General features: G+C 30.2%; 18 protein-coding genes. 6 read left to right on the top strand and 12 right to left on the bottom strand.

Features of this window, described 5'->3' with window-relative positions:
• Positions 1 to 16: 16 nt before the first annotated feature.
• From ACWJKE_RS16580 to ACWJKE_RS16565, 4 genes are all read right to left on the bottom strand, one after another.
• The gene (locus ACWJKE_RS16580; protein WP_216301890.1) at positions 17 to 484 is read right to left on the bottom strand and encodes a tRNA (cytidine(34)-2'-O)-methyltransferase; all 468 of its coding nucleotides are present in this window, start codon (positions 482 to 484) and stop codon (positions 17 to 19) included.
• Positions 485 to 617: 133 nt separating this feature from the next.
• Complete coding sequence (locus ACWJKE_RS16575; RefSeq protein ID WP_462959028.1) at positions 618 to 2,180, bottom strand: MutS-related protein; 1,563 nt, start codon at positions 2,178 to 2,180, stop codon at positions 618 to 620.
• A 165-nt stretch (positions 2,181 to 2,345) separates the two neighbouring features.
• Positions 2,346 to 2,936: a response regulator gene (locus ACWJKE_RS16570; protein ID WP_220286097.1), complete on the bottom strand. Its 591-nt coding sequence runs from the start codon at positions 2,934 to 2,936 to the stop codon at positions 2,346 to 2,348.
• Positions 2,933 to 4,729, bottom strand: coding sequence for an ATP-binding protein (locus tag ACWJKE_RS16565; RefSeq protein WP_462959027.1), 1,797 nt, complete (start codon positions 4,727 to 4,729; stop codon positions 2,933 to 2,935). Before ACWJKE_RS16565 ends, ACWJKE_RS16570 begins: the two co-directional genes overlap by 4 nt.
• Before the next feature lie 302 nt (positions 4,730 to 5,031).
• Here ACWJKE_RS16565 and ACWJKE_RS16560 point away from each other — a divergent pair, with 302 nt between their 5' ends.
• The 3 genes from ACWJKE_RS16560 to ACWJKE_RS16550 are packed head-to-tail and all read left to right on the top strand — an operon-like array spanning position 5,032 to position 8,320.
• Positions 5,032 to 6,174 carry a LuxE/PaaK family acyltransferase gene (locus ACWJKE_RS16560; protein ID WP_216301887.1) on the top strand — a complete coding sequence of 381 codons (1,143 nt, stop codon included), beginning with the start codon at positions 5,032 to 5,034 and terminating at the stop codon, positions 6,172 to 6,174.
• On the top strand, positions 6,171 to 7,520 hold the full coding sequence (locus ACWJKE_RS16555) for an acyl-CoA reductase (protein ID WP_216301886.1): 1,350 nt from the start codon (positions 6,171 to 6,173) through the stop codon (positions 7,518 to 7,520). Before ACWJKE_RS16560 ends, ACWJKE_RS16555 begins: the two co-directional genes overlap by 4 nt.
• Positions 7,521 to 7,549: 29 nt before the next feature.
• Complete coding sequence (locus tag ACWJKE_RS16550) at positions 7,550 to 8,320, top strand: SDR family NAD(P)-dependent oxidoreductase (RefSeq protein WP_216301885.1); 771 nt, start codon at positions 7,550 to 7,552, stop codon at positions 8,318 to 8,320.
• Positions 8,321 to 8,406: 86 nt separating this feature from the next.
• Here ACWJKE_RS16550 and ACWJKE_RS16545 read toward each other — a convergent pair whose 3' ends face one another.
• Positions 8,407 to 9,234 carry a Cof-type HAD-IIB family hydrolase gene (locus ACWJKE_RS16545; protein WP_216301884.1) on the bottom strand — a complete coding sequence of 276 codons (828 nt, stop codon included), beginning with the start codon at positions 9,232 to 9,234 and terminating at the stop codon, positions 8,407 to 8,409.
• 83 nt (positions 9,235 to 9,317) lie between these two features.
• Complete coding sequence (locus ACWJKE_RS16540; RefSeq protein ID WP_462959026.1) at positions 9,318 to 10,670, bottom strand: VanW family protein; 1,353 nt, start codon at positions 10,668 to 10,670, stop codon at positions 9,318 to 9,320.
• 174 nt (positions 10,671 to 10,844) lie between these two features.
• Between ACWJKE_RS16540 and ACWJKE_RS16535 the strand changes: the two genes are divergently transcribed.
• On the top strand, positions 10,845 to 11,885 hold the full coding sequence (locus tag ACWJKE_RS16535) for a M42 family metallopeptidase (protein ID WP_216301882.1): 1,041 nt from the start codon (positions 10,845 to 10,847) through the stop codon (positions 11,883 to 11,885).
• Positions 11,886 to 11,934: 49 nt separating this feature from the next.
• Here ACWJKE_RS16535 and sleB read toward each other — a convergent pair whose 3' ends face one another.
• The gene (gene sleB, locus ACWJKE_RS16530; RefSeq protein WP_369811880.1) at positions 11,935 to 12,651 is read right to left on the bottom strand and encodes a spore cortex-lytic enzyme; all 717 of its coding nucleotides are present in this window, start codon (positions 12,649 to 12,651) and stop codon (positions 11,935 to 11,937) included.
• Positions 12,652 to 13,089: 438 nt separating this feature from the next.
• Between sleB and ACWJKE_RS16525 the strand changes: the two genes are divergently transcribed.
• Positions 13,090 to 15,045 (top strand): YgiQ family radical SAM protein, encoded by a 1,956-nt coding sequence (locus ACWJKE_RS16525; protein WP_462959364.1) that lies wholly within the window; start codon positions 13,090 to 13,092, stop codon positions 15,043 to 15,045.
• A 71-nt stretch (positions 15,046 to 15,116) separates the two neighbouring features.
• Here the strand turns inward: ACWJKE_RS16525 and ACWJKE_RS16520 are convergent, their stop codons facing one another.
• The 3 genes from ACWJKE_RS16520 to ACWJKE_RS16510 all read right to left on the bottom strand — a co-directional run bounded on the left by ACWJKE_RS16520 (position 15,117) and on the right by ACWJKE_RS16510 (position 17,333).
• A complete protein-coding gene (locus ACWJKE_RS16520; protein ID WP_462959025.1) occupies positions 15,117 to 15,767 on the bottom strand; it encodes a hypothetical protein in 651 nt (216 codons plus the stop codon).
• A gap of 65 nt (positions 15,768 to 15,832) precedes the next feature.
• Positions 15,833 to 16,720 carry a YegS/Rv2252/BmrU family lipid kinase gene (locus tag ACWJKE_RS16515; protein WP_220319577.1) on the bottom strand — a complete coding sequence of 296 codons (888 nt, stop codon included), beginning with the start codon at positions 16,718 to 16,720 and terminating at the stop codon, positions 15,833 to 15,835.
• A 184-nt stretch (positions 16,721 to 16,904) separates the two neighbouring features.
• Positions 16,905 to 17,333 (bottom strand): CBS domain-containing protein, encoded by a 429-nt coding sequence (locus tag ACWJKE_RS16510; protein WP_216301879.1) that lies wholly within the window; start codon positions 17,331 to 17,333, stop codon positions 16,905 to 16,907.
• A 231-nt stretch (positions 17,334 to 17,564) separates the two neighbouring features.
• On the opposite strand from ACWJKE_RS16510, the gene pssA reads away from it, so the two are divergent.
• Positions 17,565 to 18,077: a CDP-diacylglycerol--serine O-phosphatidyltransferase gene (gene pssA / locus ACWJKE_RS16505; protein ID WP_462959024.1), complete on the top strand. Its 513-nt coding sequence runs from the start codon at positions 17,565 to 17,567 to the stop codon at positions 18,075 to 18,077.
• A 100-nt stretch (positions 18,078 to 18,177) separates the two neighbouring features.
• On the opposite strand, the gene ACWJKE_RS16500 is transcribed toward pssA, so the two are convergent.
• Positions 18,178 to 18,507 (bottom strand): hypothetical protein, encoded by a 330-nt coding sequence (locus tag ACWJKE_RS16500; RefSeq protein WP_216301877.1) that lies wholly within the window; start codon positions 18,505 to 18,507, stop codon positions 18,178 to 18,180.
• 108 nt (positions 18,508 to 18,615) lie between these two features.
• Positions 18,616 to 19,662: a calcium/proton exchanger gene (gene cax, locus ACWJKE_RS16495; RefSeq protein ID WP_165412673.1), complete on the bottom strand. Its 1,047-nt coding sequence runs from the start codon at positions 19,660 to 19,662 to the stop codon at positions 18,616 to 18,618.
• Positions 19,663 to 19,664: the final 2 nt, after the last annotated feature.

Raw genomic sequence — 19,664 nt, 5'->3', positions numbered from 1 at the left:
TTAATTGCTATGCACCTTATTTCATATTCTTAAACCCTATTTGCCTAAGTGCTTCATATGTCACAATAGCTACTGTATTGGAAAGATTAAGGGACCTAGTTGTGCTATTTATCATAGGCACTTTTATACACCTTTCAGGATCGCTACCACGAACATTATCTGGAAGGCCTGATGACTCTCGACCAAAAATTATAAAATCCCCGTCTTTATATTTTACATCTGAATATAATTTTGAAGCTCTTGTTGTAGAATAGTAGAAAGTTGACTCTTTATATTTTTCTCTAAGAGCTTCATATGTATCATGTATCTCTAAACTCAAATAAGGCCAGTAATCGAGTCCCGCTCTTTTAAGTTGCTTCTCCTCTAAACTAAATCCTAAAGGTTTTATAAGATGAAGTTTGCAATCAGTTAGTACGCAAGTTCTTCCTATATTACCAGTGTTTTGTGGAATTTCCGGTTGAAATAAAACTATATTTAAATTCACAATAAATCCTCCTTACCCTTCTTTTTCAGTATAAAACATATAAATATCTAAAACCATATTACCCTAAGTATAGCTAATAGTAAAGATGCAGCTAGTCTACATTCTCTGGGTTATATCATCACCTGTGGTGCTACTATAATAATTTCTCTATGGTCTCAGCTCTTTTAAACGATCTAGATATTATTTTCTTTGGATAACCCATGTACTCTAAAAGTTTTATAGCATTTCTTGTTTGAGAAACTCCTTTTTTTATCTTATAATCAAAACTTAATCCTTTACTCGTATCAACCTTTTCACTAAAATAATAAAACTCATAATTTTCTTTTAGAATGTTCACTAATTCTCTATCATGAGTCGCTACAATAGAAACAGATTTTCCATTGTTTATGTATGTTAGTATTTCCGCCGACATTGAAATTCTCTCTATTGGGTTTGTACCCCTAAATATCTCATCTATTGGGCAAAATACAGCTGCATCCTTTTCTAGCGCTTTGATTATTCTAAGAATTGCTTCCGCCTCTGCCATATAGAAACTTTTTCCCTTTGTTAAATCATCATTAGGGCTAATTGATGTAACTATGTTAAAAAAAGGAGCTTCGTAACTCTTAGCCAAAACAAAATCAAAGCATTGAGCCAAAATTATATTTACCCCTAGCATTCTTAGAAAAGTCGACTTCCCTGCCATATTTGTGCCCGTAAGCACAATACCTCCATTTTCTATGTTAATTGAGTTTGCAACAGCCTTGTCTATAAGAGGATGTATTCCCTCTTTTATAGTTAACTTAACCTGCTTTATAAACTTAGGTTTTACATACTGCTCACCTAAATTATGCTTATAACCCGCGATAGAAATTAAGGCTTCTACTTCACCAACTGCACCGTAAAGGTCCATTAAAACTTCTTTTTCTTCTTTTATCCTATGAGATATAGAATAATAAGCAGTTTCTTCAAGGAGAAATATAACAGATATAAATTCAAACAATCCTTGCCACATATTTATAAATCCTATTAATCTTATGTTTCTATCTATATCCTTTACAGATTTAAGCATTATCGTTATCTTATCTTTATAATAAACAATATCTTTATTATTTATGCTTACAATTTTTTTAGCTGCCTTAATATTTTTTTGCAGATAAAAAATGCCATTAGATTTAATTTGCCTTACTTCCGAAGAGTTTATTAGCATATTAATAGACGCGATTCCAAACAAAACTATCATAAATTTAATATTCACAAATATCGCAAGCAAGATCGCTATTAATGGTAATATCTTCCCGATAAAAGTATAAATATAATATTTAGTTTTATTTATTATAAGGTCAGTTTCAATCATATCTAGAAAACTATTTTTTATATCACTACCTAATTCAAGGAAAATGCACTGAAGGCTTTCTCTTAATCTGTCATTTTCTTTAAATGACTGAATTAGTTTCCCCCTTTTTTTCAATTTTTCTTCATTCATTAAAGGATTTCTAAGCATTGTGTATAAAGCGGCTTCTCCAGGGCTACTATATGCTCTATCCAATTTTTCGTACACCTTATTCATATCTAAATCGTCCCATGTTTGATTATCTAAGGTATATTCATCTTTTTTATGTATACTAAAAAACTTCTTAATCTTCTTAAAATCTCTTTTCTTATCCATATCTCCCTTATAATCACTTCTTATTGAATGTAAATACCTATTACTCATAGTAAAATACTCCTTTAGTTTTTTTAAACTATTTCATCTAAACTACATTATAGCAAAATCCGATACATATTTCCAATGTTTATTATAAATAAACAAGTTCTGAACCCTTGCTAATCAAGAGTTTCATAACTTTCATATACACTTAATCCTATATATGTAGAAGTCTTAAAATAATTTTGCTATAGCAGCAAATCTTTCAGCCTCTTTATAATTTTTCTCACACTGGTTACACTCCCCTATTAATCCATATATCTTGCCGTTGTATGGATTAATATAAAGTGCAGTTTTTAAACTTCCTAATGCTTGAGTACAATTACCTTTAGCCATTTGATTTTCAGCTTTATTAATATAATAGTTTTCATCCTTAACCCCTTCTATAAGTTCGGGCTTTATTTTAACTAAATCCTTTAGCAGTGAATCTATCCTTTTAACAGAAAAGGGTTTTTGAAGATAAGTTACAGCACCAAGTTTTGTACAATCTATAGCATTTTTCACTGTGGCAAAGGCTGTCATAATAATTACTGGACAAGATATATTCATAGATCGTATTTGTCTTAAAACCTCTGTACCAGTCATTTCTGGCATTCTAATATCTAAAAATATAAGATCTAAATCTTTCTTTTCTTCAATTATTATTTCAAGTGCATTTTTTCCGTTACCTGTAGATATAACCTCACATCCTCGTGATTCTAAACATGTTGTTAACAGCACCCTTATATTTTTTGTGTCATCTGCAACTAAAATTTTACTTTTCATAAAGCACGCCCCTTTTTATTTCTAGAAATAGGAAGGGTAAATGTAAAGATACTACCCACATCAAGTTCACTTTCACACCATATAGTTCCCTTATGGGCATCCACTATTTCCTTGGCAATAGAAAGTCCAAGACCTACGCTCCCAGACCAATAATCATTACTTTTAATTTGCACGAATTTCTCAAAAACTTTATCTCTATATTCTGTTGGCATTCCTTCACCAGTGTCTTTGACAAATAAATGAACCATATTGTTTTTCAAATAAGAACCTATGGATATCACATCTCCTAAATTAGAATGTTTAAAGGAGTTTGAGACTAGGTTATTTAACAGCCATTCTAATTTTTCCTTGTCACCAAGGACAAGAGGAAGTTTCTTTTGTTCATAGTTCATTTTAATACCCAGAGATTTTGCTTGTGCCTCATAGGATTTACAACAATTTTCTATAATATTTTTAATATTACAAGGTTTAATATTAAAAATAGTTCTATCAGATTGAATACGAGATAACCGAAGAAGATTAGTCACTAAATCTGAAAGTTTTTCACCATCTTCTTTTATGGTGTCTAACACTGTTACTTGTTTTTCATTGAGCTTGCCAATATGTTTATCATGAATAAGTTCAATACCAATCATAATTGAGGTAAGCGGAGTTTTAAATTCATGAGATACAGTATCAATAAAATCTATCTTTATTTTTTCTAATTGTTTTAATTCAGTAACATTTTTCATCAAAATAACTACACCATCTATTCCTAAACTACTATCTTTAATTGGATTTACTGTAGTATTAAAAAAATATGTTTTTCCCTTTGTAGACACTTTTATAGTTTTCTCTTCATTTTGCAAGTTATTAATTACTGAAAAAACATGATCATAAAGATCAAAATTTCGAATACTATCTAAAAAATGTGTGTTAACCACTTCATTTTCTTTAATATTAAAAAAATTTTCACAGGACTTATTAAGAAGCATGATTCTAAAATTCACATCCAGCACTATTATTGGATCAGGAATACTTTTAACTATAGTAAGAGATCTATTTTTCTCTGCCATTAAAGAGCCTTTACTACTTTTTTCATATTCAAAAAGCTTTCTAGTCATTTCATTAAATTCAGCAGCAAGCGTTCCTATTTCATCGTTATAAAATACGGGAGCTTGAGTGCTTAAATCCCCATTTTTAACGGATTGAATAGTACGGATAAGAGCTCTTATAGGCTTCAGTGCCCGATTTATATAAAAAATAGATATAATAAAGCCTATTATTATTATGGGAATAGATAATAGATTAACGCAAATACAAAAAAAGCTAACCTGCTTAACTTTAATTTTATCTTTAATTATAGTTTTTTTTCTAATTTCAACAATATCTCTTAGGTCTTTTTTCACATCATTAGCAGATAAAATTATTGATAAATTATGAGTTTTAATAGAATCAACGGTATTGGTTTTTGTATCAATTTGAGAATAGAGTTTTACAAATTTAAGATAGTTTGTATTGATTTTATCCATTAATATCTTCTCATTTAGATTTGTAACTCGGGCACTTTCCGTATTAAAATACATATAAAATTTTTGATTGTTATCATAAAATAAATTAACGCCATTTTGGTAATTATTTTGAAATATTGCTTTAAGTTGATTATCAATGCATTCATCCATATTATTTGATGAATCTACAATTTTGTAACTATCCAGTTCAACATTATCTATTGATCTTCTTACTTCAAATATATTATAAATTGATACAGCACTAACTAAAGTAATAATTATAGTTAGAACTATGTAAAACACTGCAATTTTCCCTCTCAAAGTCTTAATAGAAAACCCCTCCCAATCAAGTAACTTTTTAGTGATTCAATGTATTTTATGGTTATATTTGTGAATTAGTCAACTAACACTCTACACATTAAATTGGATTAATTCTATGTAAAAGTAAGCATACCCTCTGTGAAGTTCCTATTTTGAACTATAGTAAGATAAATATTCTTAAAATATAAATTTAACAAACAACTAATTTTCAACTATACTTCAATGCATACGGAATAAATATCCATTAGTTTATGATTTTCAATAGTAAAATAGGAGGGTACTTAATGAGTAAATATAATTATTTTAAAGATTTTAGAAGTAATGTTATAAATCAATATGAGCAATGCAGTGCATATAAGTTGCTTTGTGACAATGAATCATACAATCCAAGCCGAGATCTAAATACAAAAGAGGATATTAATCATGTTCCTTTTATTGCGACCACCCTTTTTAAAAAGTCATCAGGGCTATATTCAAATCTTCTTAGAATAAATACAAAGAATCTTGAAAAGTGGACAGTTTCTAGTAGTACAAGCGGAGATCCTAGTGTAGTTGGAAGAAATCTTCCAGATCTTTTAAAAATCCAGGAATTGATGCGTTGCGATAAAAAGACACTTCGACCTCGATTTGATTATGAATGTGTTTTTTATCCAGAACCAGAAGTAATGAGAATGCATAATAGTGAGAATTTGTGTGATAAACCAACAGAGTCCTATATTGGAAACCTCCTTGATTTATTTGATTTTGGTAAAAGTACACTTTTCTTATTAAAGCCTTTTGAAGGTAATTTCCAAGTAGATATAGATGAATTTGAGAAGTTTATTACTAATCATAATAATAAAGAAGATTATCTTTTAGTTGGAGGGTCCACCCTAATATTTTATAATACTATTGAATATTTAATGGATAAAATGGAGCCTGTTAACCTTGGAAAGAATGTTTTAATTCATACTGGAGGAGGTGGTTGGGATGGTAGAAAGGGATCTGTAAATATTGGGAATAAAATTGAGAGATGGAGATTTGTAGAAACTGTATCACGTTTTCTCGGAGTACCGGAAGAAAATTTTATTGATTCATATTCTTTTACAGAAAATAGTTTCGTTATAACAGGTCATTATTCAAAGAAGCATAAGGATTACCTCTTCCATGTACCTAGCTGGGGAAGAGTAATCATAAGAGATGTAAAGACTCTTAATCCATTAAATAAAGTTGGAAACAAAGGATTTATTCAAGTATTAAATGCATATGGTACTGATACTTTTGCAGGTGCATCCGTGCTTGTAGATGATATTGGAGAAATAGTTTCTACAAATAGATGCCCAGATTGTGGCAAAGATGAAATGACCATAAAGATTCTTGGAAGAGTTAAAGGAGCAGAGGCTAAAGGCTGTGGTGCAACACTTAATGTATCAGGAGGTAAAAAATGAGAATTGAATATACAGTAGGAAAGACAATTTTAGAAAAAGATATAAATGGGTTAAAGCTAGAATTAAATTGTACAGATGAAGAACAGATAATTAGCGAGATAAAAAGACTTAATTCAAATAAGAAAGCTGCTCATGATATATCTACAGAAAGAACTATAGAAACTTTAGATAAATGTGCTAAACTATGGCTAAATAGAGAATATTCTCAGAAACATATTGATGCTTTGGCTACAATAACCAATCAAAGTCCGCAACTTGTAGCCTATGAACTTGAAGGAAGTATGTCAATGCTTTTAAGAGAGAACATTGAAAAAGAAATTTCAGAAGAACTAGGTGATAGTGATGTACTTGATAATTGGGCAGAAACAAGCTATGGGTATTGCCATAGACAACCTAGAGGATTAATTTTCCATAACGTATCTGGTAATGCATTCATCGTAATACCTGTAAGTATCTCTATGGGCTTATTATCAAAGAATTGTAATATAGTTAAAGTATCAGGAGATGAACCATATTTTGCATATGCTTTTTATCAAAGTCTATGCGAAATTGATAGCAGTATAAAGGATAGACTTTCAGTAACTTATTTTGATAGTTCCTCCTCAAATATATATGAAACTTTAGTAAAAGAAAGTGATTGTGTAGTACATTGGGGCGGAGCATATTCTGGTGGAATAATGGCTGGATTATGTGCTAAACATCAAACACATCTTATTATGCATGGTCCTAAAATTAGTTTCGAGGTAATAGATGAAGAAAAAGACTTGGAAGTTGTTGCCCAAAATATAGGAAGCGATATTGTATTTTGGGAACAAAAGGCTTGTTTATCTCCAAGAATTATTTTTATAAATAAAGATATAGACAGGATTTTTTTTGCTTCTGAGCTTGCTAAGTCCCTAGAGAATTTATCAAGTGTTTTACCTAAAGCATACTTGAATCCATGGAACTCAGTAAAAACAATACAAGATAGGCAATATTGCTTATTGAAATATGGCCTGAAAAATGAAACAAAAGTATATTCTTCAAAGAATGCTGACTATACAGTAGTTTTAAATGAAACATTACCAGATAAAGAAGATATAGATAGATGCTTTAATAGATTTATTTTTGTTAGCCCTTATGAAAGTAAGGAAGAACTTTATAATTATGTAGAAAAAAACATTAAAGATTACCTTCAAACTATGGGTTATAATGGATCTGATATTGAAATTATTGAAAACATGACTCAACTTGGAGTAAGCATTGTAACTAAGCCAGGTTTTATGTCTAGGCACTATCCAGGCACATCTCATGATGGAATGTTTAATTTACAAGAAATGACTTATGTAGTAAGCAGGCAGCTGTAATGACAATTCTCTATATGGAGGTAAACTAAATGAATTTTAAAGATAAGAATATTATACTCACAGGTGCCTCTTCGGGTATAGGCAATGAGGTATTAAAAAGATTAGGTGTGTATAATGCAAATGTAATAGCAGTTGGTAGAAATGTAGAAAAAATAAATAACTTCGGATCCTATGTAATACCATATTCCTGTGATGTATCTAATAAGGAAGAGATGGATAAGCTGTTTGAATATGCAATAGCTACTTTAGGTCATGTGGATATATTTATAGCTAATGCAGGTTTTGCCTATTGTGAAGAAATACTTGAGCCAGATTGGGGTCACATTGAAGATATATTTAAAACTAATGTAATTTCCCCTATTTATGCTTTTGAAAAAATGAAAAAACTCAATAAAGGAAAAGAATATCATGTAGCCATTACCTGTTCGGCTGTTAGTAAAGTCCCTTTACCAGGATATTCCTTATACTGTTCTACCAAAAGTGCAATAGATGGCTTTGGACGCGTCCATAATTATGAAATTAGAGATAAAGGCAGACTTTCATTAATTTATCCTATTGCTACAAGTACTAACTTTTTTAAAAGAGCTGGAGATAAAGCACCAGTACCTTGGCCAGTTCAGACAGCAGATAAAGTTGCTGAAAGCATAATAAAAGGTATTGAAAAAAATAAAAAATCTATATATCCATCAAAGGCATATGCAGTCACCCTTGGCCTTAATAGAATATTACCCTTTTTATATCCCATTTATGCTAGAATTCAAGCAAAAAAATTTATTAAATGGATAGAAAATAAAGCCTAATCATTGAAGTTGACTGGAATAACTTCCTACAACTCAAAATTAGCCTTTCATTCCACTCTTTCAAGGATGGAATGAAAGGCTTACCATTACACTTCTAGCACAAATTTCTCAATAACCTTCGCTACTCCATCGTTATTATTAGTATCAGTAATATATTTTGCAGCTTCTTTCACGAACCCATCTCCATTTCCCATAGCAACTCCAAGTCCTGCAATTTTAATCATAGATAAGTCATTTTCACTATCTCCTATACAAATAACCTGTTCACGATTTATTCCATAATAATCAGCTAAAATCTTAACCGCATTTCCCTTTGATACTCCCTTATTTGTTACTTCAAAATTATCGAAATGAGAGCTTACCACTTCAAAATTATCCATATCTCTTAATGATATTTTTGCTTTTCGGATTTTTTCTGTATCCTCATCTACCCCTATACCTTTAAAAATTTCAGTTTCATATTTCTTAAATATCTCATTCCACTCCTTCACGAGCACTACTTTGATCTGCTTATCCTTTGGTAGTGTTTTATTAACTCCCGCATAAAAAGATGTAGAATATGTTAAATTTTCCGTAAAAATCATGTCTTTCGTATAAAAATGCGGATAAATCTCATACTTTTTAAACACAGATAGCAGTTTTTCGCATTTTTCCACACCTAACGCTTCATTGTAAACTACTTCATCTCTATCTTTTTCCCTAATATAAGCACCATTCGCAGCTATTACCGGTGATTTAACTCCCAAGAGATCCGAGAAAAAATCAGCAGAGGCAAAAATTCTTCCCGTACATACCGCAATCTTTACGCCCTTTTTATTAGCTAGCCTTATAGCGCTAAGATTCCTTTCACTAATAGTTTTTTTATCATTTAGAAGTGTACCATCCATATCTATACATATCAATTTGTAATCCATATTTTTCATTCTCCTTCTTAAGTTTTTTTATTAAATCATCTTCTGAAATGTCATTAAGAAGAGAACATAACGTTAATTAAACGTTATGCTCTCTTCTTAGTACCAACTTTTATAGTTCCATTAATAACGTTGAATGTATCATTATTTATAACCTGTGTACCAATTAGCTTACCATTTTCGTAAGTTTTTCTATACACTTTGACTTTAAATCCTGCATAACCCGTCTTAACAATTTCTTTTTCATCCTCGTACTTAGTTGGATCTTGTATTGTTTCGGTCTTTGGCTGAGTAACTTCCAATACTTCACTTACAATTTCATAAGTTCTTTTAGTTAATGTGGAATTAGAATAAATGTTAAATGAGAGATTTCTGTTTGATATAACACCTTCAATGTATATTGGATACTCAAATGTGTTTTTAAACTTATAATCTAGATTGCCATAATCAACTGTAGCATCTTGTCCTTTTGGGATATAACCCGAAGAAATTGTATGATGAATTCTTTCTACAGAAAGAATTTCAGTTGTAAGCATTGCATTATACAGAGTAGATGAAACCTGGCATATTCCCCCACCTAACCCTTGCTCTAATTTATCTCCAACAATTACGCCAGCGGTTTTATATCCTCTTGCTGCAGTTCTCTCTCCTACAATTCCATTAAAGCTAAAGACATCTCCTGGCATAAGTAGTGTCCCATTTATACTTTTAGTAGACAACTCTATATTTGTAGCTCTGCCTTCTTGTGAACTTGCAAAGTTCGTACTATAGCTTGAAATTTTTGTATTTATCGCATTTAAGGAAGCTTCCGTAACTTTAGGACTTAATTTCTTTACTGGAGCCGTGATACTTATATCATCTCCCGAGAGAAGACCATTTATTTTACTTTTAATTTCTTTTTTCAATTTTACTGATTCTAACTGCTTTCCATAAGCGTCACTTGTAACACTAAAGTTTCCACTGCTAACCATAGTTATAGTTGCATTTACTGGATCTTTATTTATATCTTTTGTCATTTCCTCTAATATTTTATCAACAGCCTTATCATTATATTCAAAGGTCAGCTTTATTTGCTTATCATCAGGATTTTTAATAGCTTTATATCTTTGTAACATATTCATGTCACTTCCATAGCTCATTGCCTGCTTTATAGCTTCATCAATATTATATTTTGCGTCTAGCATTGAATAGTCCAAGGTATATTTTTTATCTTCATTTACTATTGTAATTTTTTTCTTAATCACCTTACTTGAGTACTTTTCCTTCATTATTATTTGGGCTTGTTCCTTAGTTTTACCTGTTAAGTCTTCATCTTCTATTTTGATTTTAGGCAAAATCAAAGAATCCCATTGTTTTACTTTAAAATAAGAGTAGCTAGTAAATATAATTGCACCTAACAACACTAAAATTCCTAATACTATAATCGCTTTTTTCTTCATATGTAATCTCCTTTTCTACTCAAGCATATTATACTACAAAGAATCTAATATTCCTATACTTTCCCCCTATTCACTCTTGCTTATTTGTTAACTTAGCTTAATATCTCATTTCCAATTAAGTACCTTTTATGGTAAAATTAAACTTATACTGATTCCATTTTAAGGAGTGATAATATGAATTATAATGAAGATAAAATTAAATACTATTTAAAGAACATTTTATCAATATCTAGTCCTTCAGGTTATACACAAAAAATTATGGACTATATAAATGATGAGCTTAATATTCTAAACGCACCCCATTTCATTACTAATAAAGGTGCAATTGTAATCACCTTAAAAGGCAAAAATAACGATTACCAAAGAACACTTTCTGCTCATGTGGATACACTTGGTGCAATGGTTAAAAATATTAATTCCAGTGGTTCTTTAGCATTAGATCCTATAGGTGGATACATGATGAATTCAATAGAAGGTGAAAACTGCGCCATAGAAACTATTGATGGCAAAACCTTCACCGGAACTATCCATTGCACAAAACCTTCAGTGCATATTAGTGGTAATGATGCTCGTGAACTTAAAAGAACCCCTGAAAACATGGAAGTAATTCTTGATGAAAAAATTTCTTCAAAAAAAGAAGTGGAGGAATTAGGCTTAAGCGTCGGTGATTTCATTTGCTTTGATGCGAGAACACTCTTTACCGAAAAAGGTTTTATAAAATCTAGGCACCTAGATGATAAGGCTTCAGTTGCAATTCTCCTTTATGCTATAAAACACATAGTAGAAAATAACATTGAACTTCCATATACAACTAATATATTTATTAGTAATTATGAAGAAGTTGGACATGGAGCTTCTGCATCAATTCCAGAAAATACTAAAGAGTTTGTATCAGTAGATATGGGTTGCCCTGGTCTTGATCAAAATTCATCTGAGTATAGTGTTTGTATTTGCGCTAAAGACTCAACAGGCCCTTATGATTTAGATCTAAGGAAAAAATTAACAAATATATGCAAAAAAGAAAACATAGATTATAAAATAGATATTTATCCACACTATGGTTCTGATGCTTCTGCTGCTCTAATAGCTGGATGGGATATTAAAACCGCTTTAATTGGTGCCGGAATTTTCGCTTCACATGGATATGAAAGGACTCATATGGATTCCATATTATGTACTCTAGATCTAATAATTAAATATTGCACGCAAGAATAATGCATATAAAATAGTAGTAGAAATTTTCTACTACTATTTTATGATTATTCTAGCTACAAAATCTATGTTTACCAATTACTTTTATAAGTGTGCGTGACCATATCCACTTATTAGTAGCCGTTGCAGGATTAAAATAGAATACTGCTCCATCTGAGGGGTCCCATCCATTTATTGCATCCCTTGCAGCCCTTACGGAGCTTTCTTCAAGTTTTGCATTTATTTGTCCATCGACTATAGCTGTGAATGCCCCTGGTTGATAAATTACTCCCGCTATTGTAGCCGGGAATCTTGCATCTCTTGTTCTGTTTAAAATTGTTGCTCCAACAGCCACCTGACCTTCATAAGGTTCTCCTCTAGCCTCCCCATTTATGAGCATAGCTATTAAATCCACATCCTTATTATTTGTTACGTTTTGGCCGGAAGCTGATCCACCTGGAGTTGATGTACTAACCGAAATACCCATGGCCGCAAGTGTTTGTTTTCCTGCAATTCCATCTGCATCTAATCCATTACTACCTTGAAATGCCTTAACAGAAAGATATGTATTGTAACCATATATTCCATCAACACTATCCTTATGGTATCCCCATTGTTTTAGTTTAGTTTGAATTTGTTTAACTTGTTCACCGCGCGCGCCATATTTGTAAACCTGTGCCATAACTTTCATACTAGAAATATTAAGGTAAATTTCATTTGCAAAATATGTAATTAAAACTATCATAACCACAGCACTACATCTTTTAAATAATTGCTTTTTACTCTTCAAATTAATTCCTCCTTAGAAAACAATCTATAAATTTCATTAACATTAATAGTTTGTTCTAAATTCCAAAAAAAATACACTATGCTACTATAATCTAATTAAGTAACACAGTATATTTTTAGAATTAAATTTCTGCATTATAATATTTAAAATACTCTAGTGAGTTATCTTTTGTTATTACCTTAAAATGCTTATTTTCTCTTAAAATTCGACATTTTATAATCACAATCTAACATTTATAAACTTTTACAGTTCATATTTTTCAATAGTTATGTTAATATTATTAAATACAGTTAATACAAGACAACTAGCTTTAATTTGAGAGTTGAAAATTGAGGGTTATGGTTGGTTTTTATGAAAACCTGAAAAATATTAAACTATATTTTAAACTCGCAACTTTCCACTATCAATTCTCAACTAGTCTATTAGGAGGATTAAATGATATCAAATAAACAATTTTTACCTATTAGCATGAATGATTTGAAAGAAAGAAATATATCTCAATTAGATTTTATAATAATTACAGGGGATGCATATATTGATCATCCCTCCTTTGGAACTGCTATAATCGGAAGAACCTTAGAAAGAGAAGGCTTTACCGTAGGTATTATCGCGCAGCCTAATTGGGAAAGCGTTAATGATTTTAGAAAACTTGGAAAACCTAAATATGCATTTATTATAAATTCAGGTAATATAGATTCTATGGTTAATCACTATACTGCAGCAAAGAAAAAAAGACACACTGATCTTTATTCACCAGGTGGCAAGTCAGGTCATAGACCAGATAGAGCAGTAATTGTGTATTGTAATCGCGCTCGCGAAGCTTTTAAAAATGTTCCAATTATAATTGGTGGAATAGAGGCCAGCCTTAGGCGATTTGCCCATTACGATTATTGGGCTAATAAAGTAAGACGAAGCTTATTAATTGATGCTAAAGCAGATTTACTAATCTATGGTATGGGAGAAAAAACTATAGTTGAAATGGCTAATCTTTTCAAGTATGGCATGAGTATTGATAAAATGACTACCCTTCGTGGAACTGTCTACGCTTCAAAAGATATTAGTGAACTTAAAGACTTTATAGAGGTACCTTCTTTCGAAACTGTTTCCACTGATAAAAATGCTTATGCAGAAAGCTATAAATTACAGTCTTTGGAACAGGATGACATAAGAGGAAAAGTAGTAATACAAAAACATAATGATCGATATGTAGTACAAAATGCTCCTCAAATTTCTTTAACGCAAAATGAAATGGATATAACTTATGGTCTGCCGTACACTAGAACATATCATCCTATATATGAAGATAAGGGCGGTATTCCTGCAATAATTGAAGTTGAATTTTCTATAACCAGCCATAGAGGTTGTTTTGGTAGCTGCTCATTTTGCGCTTTAACCTTTCATCAAGGTAGAGTTATTCAAAATAGAAGCCAACACTCTATTATAGATGAAGCAAAGCTTTTAACTACCTTAAAAAATTTCAAAGGATACATTCACGATATTGGTGGACCTACTGCAAATTTTAGACATAGAGCTTGCAAAATCCAAGAAAAAGTAGGTGTATGTCGAGATAAACAATGTATGTTTCCAACTCCATGTAAAAATCTTATTATCGACCACACTGAATATTTGGATTTATTAAGAAAAGTTAGAGTAATTCCAAACATTAAAAAAGTTTTTATTCGTTCTGGAATAAGATATGACTATTTAATTTTTGATAAAAACCCTAAGTTTTTTGAAGAATTGTGTCAACATCATATTAGCGGACAATTAAAAGTAGCACCTGAACACATAAGCGACAAGGTACTAGACCAAATGGGAAAATCAAAGCAAGAGGTATTTGACCGTTTTGTTAAAAAATATTCGCAGACAAATAAACAATTGGATAAAAATCAATTTTTAGTTCCATACTTTATGTCAAGCCACCCTGGTTGTGACTTAAATGAATCAATTAAATTATCAGAATATATAAAAGAAATGGGATATACTCCAGAACAGGTCCAAGACTTTTACCCAACACCCGGGAGTTTATCTACCACAATATTTTACACCGGAATTAATCCTTTCACGAATGAGAAGGTTTATGTTCCAACTGAGCAAAAAGAAAAAAATATGCAAAGGGCTCTGATGCAATTTAAAAATCCAGATAACTATAATATTGTAAAAGAAGCACTAATAAAAGCTCATAGGGAAGATTTAATTGGTTTTGATAAAAAATCATTAATACCGCCAAGACCTATGAAGGCAAATACTAATTCCAAATTTAAAGGGAATAAAAATTCTAAAGTAAATCCTTTAAAGACCGGGTCAAAACCCGTTTCAAATACTATTTCAACAACCGTTTCAAAAACTGACTCAAAAATTAGTCCTAGCAAAAAAGCTAGAACTAGAAAATAAAAAAGCATATATGACTACATTTTTTTGTAGTCATATATGCTTTTAAAATTTTCACCTGTGGTGCTATAACATTAACCATTTTGCCTTTTCTTTTTAAACTTTATTAATCCATAATCTATGGTTATAATCCAAGAAATATCGCCTAGCAATAACCATGGGAGATTTCCATTTATTGAAGTTAGAATTACTGAAATAATTGTAACAATAGAAGATATTATTATTATTGCTGATCCTATTTTATTAGAATATGTTTTGTTAAAAAGTTCTATACCTTTAATAATAAAAACTGAATTTATTATAAGTAGTCCAATATAACAATAACCTTCTAGTTGTAATTCTATAATGTATCCACAAAGGATTGATACATTAATATCTGAAGCAGATTTATATATCATAATGCAGTATACTACAGACAACATTAAGCAGATAAATAAAATCTTTTTAAGTTTAATTTTATTGTTTCTTGCAAATATAAACACTGAAATAACGCCACATATTGGTATGCTAAGTAAATTTGTGAATACCAAAGGTTTTAATAAATATAAATAATTTTGATTTTTTATAACGCAAAGGATTATTAAAGCTATGTATCTAAACGTCATTAAAATTAAAGCAATAACACTAATTATTTTAATTTTTTTAGGTGCATAAATCAAACTAGAAATTATACCTTCATACAATAAAAAAAACACTATCAACAGCAGTAAAAAATATATACTCATTCATATACTCTCCTAAAATTGCTACTATTAATATTTATTAATTTATGTTTGATATTATGCTTAATTTACTTTATTTTAGTACCTAATATAGATATTCCACCTTTTTCACATTCTATAAGGAGTGGGAAATCGGGTCCTCTTTCTCCATCTATATCTGTACCAATACCTTCGAAGCATTCTATTTCTAATCTATCAGTTTTAAAATAAACAATTCCTTCTATATTTTCTAAATGCTCATTTCGAATCATTTTAATAAAAATATTTAAGATATTCTTCATGTTTCCAGCCTTTATTATAATTACATCTAAAAGTCCATCGTCCACCTTAGCTTTATATGCAAATTTTAAATTTCCTGCAGTTTGTCCATTGAACACTAACATTAAATACATATTTCCATCAAAAGAAACTTCATCTGAACTAACTTTTATTTTTAGTTTTCTAAAATTAGGTAACTGTTCAATTCCTTTTATATAATATGCAAGTTTTCCTATAGTGTTTTTTAGATCCATATCCATTTTTTGTGATATATCTGTAAATAAACCTGCACTCGCTACATTCAGAAAATATTTATCATTTATTTTCCCTATATCTATTTTTTTTGCATCGCTTGTTAATATTTGATTGCATGCCTTTTCAACATCTTGAGGCATTCCTATATAATTTGCAAAATCATTTGCAGTACCTGCGGGAAGAATTGCTATAGGTAAATCAATATTCTTTTTTTTCATCTCATTTACTACAGTATCTAAAGTTCCATCTCCACCTGCTATTAAAATGTATTTGTAATTTTTGTCTATATCAAAAAAAGCATCTGATATAGGATTTTCATTGCATATTCTATATGGCACTATCGTGTGCTTATATTTTTGATGAATCATTATTATCTTATCTAAATCTGATGCTATAGTATTTTCTCCAGAATATGGATTATAAATAAATTTTACCTTGTTCATTACATTCTCCCCTATTTCCGTTTAAATTTAATATGTTATTTATAAACATTATACCTCTTTAAAAATGAATCCACAAGATTTACCTTTCCTGTGGATTTTTAGTTAATAAAATAAAAGTCAATAGTAATTTAACATATAATTGCGCTAATAAATTACATTTTTTATTTATTTTTTAACATTCTCATTAAATATTCTGTGTGCATGGGATAGAAATATCACTGAGTACGTCCCTAGCCTCTTCATGAAGCTTTGGTTCTAATGCCACATCCCCTAGCGAAACCATCCCAACTAATTGATCCTTTGCCGTTATTGGTAGCCTTCTTATTTGCCTTTCACTCATAATCCTAATAGCATCATCCACATTCATATTTTGATCTCCTACTACTGGGTTAGAAGTCATAATATCTCGAACTTTTTGCGTTTTTACATCCTTGCCTTCTGCCACGCATCTAAGTATTATATCCCTATCCGTTACAATACCAATCACTTTCTCCTTTGTTTTTACAGGAATTGATCCTATATTATGTTCTTTCATAAGCTCGGCTGCATGCTTTGCAGTATCATCTACAGATAAACTTAAAACGTCTTTAGTCATTATTTCAGAAACTTTCATTTTATATTCCTCCTTCTTAATTTTTTATGTTAGATAAAAATTACTAATATTTTTATTTTAACCATAAATAAATGTTAATATTAATATTTTTTTATTATATTTTTCCTTGACCACCCAATAATAAAATTTATGATTTCATACTTAAATGTTTCTATAATATGATGTATAATTTAAAGTATGATTTTATATTAATATATTAGTGAAATTTTATTATTTTAGGAGTGATATTTAGTGAATAAATCCTCTATACCCAATATTCTTACTTTTGGAAATTTAATTTTTGGTTTATTATCCTTGCTAATGACTTTTCAAGCTAATTACAAATTATCTGTAATTTTTATATTATTAGCTGGTTTTATGGATAGATATGATGGCCAAGTAGCACGCTTTTTACAAGTATCTAGCGCTTTAGGAAAAGAATTGGATTCATTAGCTGATCTAGTATCTTTTGGCGTTGCACCTTCTTTGCTTATATATAATTTATATAATTTCATTTCCTTAGGCTATTTGGGTTATATTTGTTTTTTAGTTTTCCCTGTAGCTGGTGCATATAGACTAGCACGATATAATAACTCTAAATTTAATAATGTTTATACTGGTATCCCTATTACTATTTCTGGAATGCTTTTAGCACTCTATGCTTTCGTGACTTTAAATTCTCCACACAATTTCCCTCTTACTATTATTATAATATTTATACTCTCTTATCTTATGGTAAGTAAATTTCAAATAAAAAAAGTGTAAGAAATATAATATTTCTCACACTTTTTTAACGACATCTCATCTCAGAAGGAAAGTCCACAATTTTATAACAGGAGATGCTTAATAGCTCCGTAGGAGATAATTAATCTTTTAACCTTAGCTCCTCGTCAATCTCTGTTTCTATATACTCTGTTTGAATCTTGCAGTTCATAACCTCGGTCTTAATTTTGCAATAAGACATATAACTATAACCCGCATCGTCTAGCACCTTTATTGTTTCGTCTATAATATCCCCCAAATTATCAGCTCTTTTTAATGCATCCTTAACCTCACTTTTTTTAGATAGTGCAATTTTATTTAATTCATCTGCTCCACCTATTAATAGCCTATAAGAACTAACTAGTTTAGTTAAAATATCTGCTAAATTATTTACATCATCGTAATAATTCTGAATTACTCTTCTATGTGCCAAATAATCACCTTTTAGTTTAATTATATTATTATATATATCTATTTATGCTTAGGTGCATTAAAATAAATAACAAGTCAAAGCTGCAACTTGTTATTTATCTGAATTTACCTAGACAATATAATAATATGCTAAAGTAATTATGATATAGGTAGTAATTAAAATACTTCCTTCTAGCCAATAGGTTTTCCCATCTTGAAAGACTAAAAAAGACATACCTACAGCTATACTACACATTATTATGTGAAAGGTTGGAAATAGAAGTGTCATATTTAAACCCATAAAGCAAGAAAATATTACAAGCACAGGGGTAACAAAAAGTGAAATTTGGATGCTTGATCCTATAGCTGTTTCTAAGCTCATATCTACCTTGTTTTGCATTGCACACATTATTGTAGAAACATTTTCTCCTATATTGCCCAAAAGTGGAATTAAAATTATTCCTATGAACTCTTGGGATATATTATAGTTTTTAGTAAACTCTCTAATATTATAAATTAGCTTATCACTTATAAAATAAAGTAATACAGATATACAAATTAAAATCATTACACTTTCAATAACTTTTTTATTCACGACAACTTTTTTTTCTTCTTTATCCACGCTTACAACAAACAAATTGTTATGAGTATACAATGAGAATATTAGTCCTAAGATATAAATACCTATCAGTAAAAAAGCGACTTTCACACTTATGGATATAAGTACCGAGTCCTTAACTACAGAGTATCTATTTAATGTTGCTATAACTACCATGGAGGACAAGGCCAATAGTAACATATTGAAATTTGTTCGTGCTATTATCCTATTGAAATTCTGCTGCCTGAACTTAAATCCTCCAAACACTACCGCAATTCCAAGACCCAAAAGCATATTGTTTACAATTGACCCAATTAAAGAAGCTTGAACCATAGGTATCATTCCATACTTTATTGACCATATTCCCATCATCAGCTCTGGAACATTGCCTACTGTAGCAGCTAAAAGCCCCCCTTTTTTTTGCCCTATATAATCTGAAATGCTAGTGGTTTGATCTCCTAGTAGAATAGCTAACGGAACTATAGCTATAGAATATATTATTGTATTTATTAAACTTGAAGAAGTGCTTATAAACATTAATGCAATTACACCGATTATAAAAATATAGGTTTTTTTCATTC

This window comes from Clostridium sp. CM036 (genome assembly GCF_055081135.1).
The sequence above is the reverse complement of the archived record's forward strand: the minus strand, read 5'-3'. Positions and strand labels throughout refer to the sequence as shown.